This window comes from Nocardiopsis listeri NBRC 13360 (assembly GCF_001570765.1).
Lineage (GTDB): Bacteria > Actinomycetota > Actinomycetes > Streptosporangiales > Streptosporangiaceae > Nocardiopsis > Nocardiopsis listeri.
This window is the reverse complement of the sequence record NZ_BCSH01000122.1, coordinates 1-3,195: the sequence shown is the minus strand read 5'-3', so window position 1 is coordinate 3,195 and position 3,195 is coordinate 1. Positions and strand designations below refer to the sequence as shown.

2 protein-coding genes are annotated in these 3,195 nt (G+C 63.1%); both read left to right on the top strand.

The annotated features are described in order from the left end of the window. The first annotated feature begins 259 nt into the window (after positions 1-259). Positions 260-1,276, top strand: a complete 1,017-nt coding sequence (locus NLI01S_RS24725; RefSeq protein ID WP_067609310.1) for a zeta toxin family protein — start codon at positions 260-262, stop codon at positions 1,274-1,276. 702 nt (positions 1,277-1,978) lie between these two features. Then, on the top strand, positions 1,979-3,195 hold a 1,217-nt coding region (locus NLI01S_RS24715; RefSeq protein WP_157091137.1), incomplete at its 3' end, for a hypothetical protein.

Sequence of the window (3,195 nt, the reverse complement as noted above, 5' to 3'; positions counted from 1 at the left end):
CCAGAGGTAGCGAGACCGATCGTTGCCGAATACCCGAACCTCATCCACCGACTTCGCGAAGAGGTCAGGGAGATCGAGGAGAGTGGCACATGAGTCACTCCAGTAGCCCCCGGGACGCTGCTCGAATTGAACTGCGCAAGAAGAGGAGAATTCAAGAGCTCGTCCCCACTGAAATTCCCGCCCGTTCGGATGGCCGGAAACCCCAGTTCATCCTCATCACGGGCCAACCGGCCGCAGGAAAAACAACAACCCAGGAAGGGTGTCCCAAGCCCTCGGGGCATCGGTCGCGACCTACGACGGCGACGACAACGCCGAAATCCATCCACGCTACGCGGAGATCATGCGGGACAACGGTCTCCAAGGCCATTCCGCGGTTGAGCGCAGGCTACCCGACGATCTCCACGAGGAGCTGATCGGACACCTTCGCGGTGACATGGGCGGCCCCAAGTACGACGTGATCGCCAGCCACCCCTTCGGGCACACGAAGCATGCCGACTACTGGCTCGACGGATTCCGTGATCGTGGGTACGAGACGACCGCGGTATTCGTCACGACCCATGAATCGAACAGCATGCTCGGTATCGCCCACCGCTACCAGAAGGACCGCGATGACCTTGGGAAAGGGTACGGGCGCTGGGTCGACCCTCGCTTGCACGATGCGATGTACCTGAACACCCCTCACATAGCCCACGAGTTCGAATCCACGAACAGGGTCGACCACATCTACGTGACCAATCGCGACGGCGAGGTCCTCTACGAGAACCATCGCAACCCGGACGGGTCCATGCGAAAGGACCTCGGCGCCCGCGAGGCGATCATCGAGGAGCGCGACAGGACCCCCGCTCCTCAGGAGATCGCGCGCTTCGATGCCATCGTCGCCTACATGCGCAGCACCGATCCGGCGGTGCGCACCGAACCGGTCGATGACATGGTCAAGATGGCCGTCGACTACGCGGAACAGGACCATCAGGCTCTGCGGCGTGATGGGACGATGACGACCGCGCCTACGGCGCCCCCGCGTAGGACGATCGATGCGGCGCTCCAAGAGCAGCTCCAGGACAAGACCGTGGTGCCGGAACCGGCCAAGACCGCTACGGCGTCCCGACTCGCACGTCTCGCCCAGAGCGGACAATCCTCATCCGGTACCTCCAGGATCGCGCGCCTCGCCCAAAGCGGGAGCGTCCCGTCCAGCCAGCGCCCACAAAACACCGGAGGCACACCGAGCCCGCGCGGTGGCTCGCGAGACAGCGGTGACGACCGCGGCATCGAGTTCTGAACGGTGACGAGTCGCTCGGCCTTGGGGGAGAACCGGAACAGCATCCACCGACGTTCTCACCGAAGCCGAGGTCACTCTCGGGGACTGGAACCCCTACAAGTCCAGCTCCCGCACCATTCTCGCGTTCGATCCGGAAGACGTGGCCTTGGTCTTCGCCTATCGCAGGGGCCGCCTCCTGGCCGCCTTCGACATCGACGAGGACGGTGTGCGGTGGCTGACCGACTATGATCCGCACCGCGTCCAGTGGAGCGGATCGCCCTCGAAACAATGGTCCCACCTCGTGGGGGAAGCATCCCCGATCACCTGGAAGCAGGGTGAGGGTGTCGCTTTGAAGACCATGTCGATGGAAGAACTTATCCTAAGTACTTCTGGGTCCGGTTCAGGGGAGGCCAAGCCCCTCGACGGAGCGCCGGAGGCCTCTTCTCCTCACGACGTGACCATCAACGTCGGAGGTGTCACCCTCACGGTCCACCCACCCCACTCGGCAAAGATCACTCTCCCCCAAGGCATGGGGTTGTCGGTACACCACCACGGGTGACGCCCTCCCCCGACAACGATCTCCAAGGGCGAGATCACTGCCGTCCCACGAATCGGCCGGCCACCACCCGCCCAGCCATCCGAACCCGCTTTCCGCTAACAACCGTGCGCTTTTCCTCCCGTCTCGAACCTGATGTACTTTTATGGAACGCCCGGAAAGGTCCCATGCACGCCGACAGCCCCCTCAGTGACCACCGTGCCGACTGGTTCTCCCGAGTGAGCACGGGCTTCCTCCACCCTTTCGCCGACCACCCCGCGATGGACGTTGACGGGTTCCGCACCGACCTGGGGAACATCGATCTCCTACGCGGAATCTTGGTCTCCCGCGTTGGATGCCGACTCCTGACCGGCGAGAACACTGCTTCCGTGGTGGAGTGGGTCCGCGACAGAGAAGTGTTCCTCGCGCCATCCCCTGACGGGAGTGTGCTCGCCCGCCTGGTCCACGACATCGCGAGTCACATGGGGGGCCATGGCCTATGGAGCGGACCGGATCCCTGGGCCCTGGGCGTACGTATCTGGGATCCAGAAGGTCTTTCCGAGGCCCTCACGCAGTACTGGGCCTCCCAGCGCGGCAAGGTCGTGCCTTCCTCACGGTTGCGACGGGAATTGATCGGCTGTTGGGGGGTCGAGGAGGCCCACCGCCTCGACGAATGGTGTCGCGCACGCACCGATGGTCTCCCCTACCTCGTCGACCGTACAGGCCTGCGATCAAACGACGGTGCCACGATCGCTCTGGCCCGGCGGTGTCTGGAACATCCCGTGATGGAAACCCTCGTCGAACAATGGGAGGCGGGGTTCTTCTGGAACAGGGACGAAGTCGTTCACCTGTTCCGTATCGGCGCGGCCCTTCAGAAATCATGGCCCGCTCGGGAACTCTTCAACGAGCCCGAGGAGGTGACCGGAGTTCCCTCGGGCGAGACGGAAAAGGTCCATTGGGCGACGGTAGACGCCTTGCTGAACCACGGAGATGATCACTATCGGCTGCTCCGCACTCTGTCGGCCTATGAGATCTCCTTGTTGGACGAACTCGATCAGGACCAGCTGTTCATCAACGGCTGCCTCGACGTGTTCGTGTCCAACCCCGGATGGAGCATTCGGTCCGATCCGTTCGACACAGCAGAAACGTCTCCCGGGTCCTGGGGCCCGATCCCTTGGTGGGTCATCGTTCTCGACAACGACCACCAGGCTGAGTCGGCCGCTAAGGTTCTCGAATGGCGCACGCACACCTTCCTCTCTCGACTTCCCCAGACCAACGCGGCACCTCTCGTCCTGGAATTGGACGCACCGATCCTGACCTCAGCCAAGGTAGAGACGGAGTTCTGGTTCTATCCCGGCCACGCGCGCGCATTGTGTGAACTCCTCCTCATCGCCAGTAGAGGCGG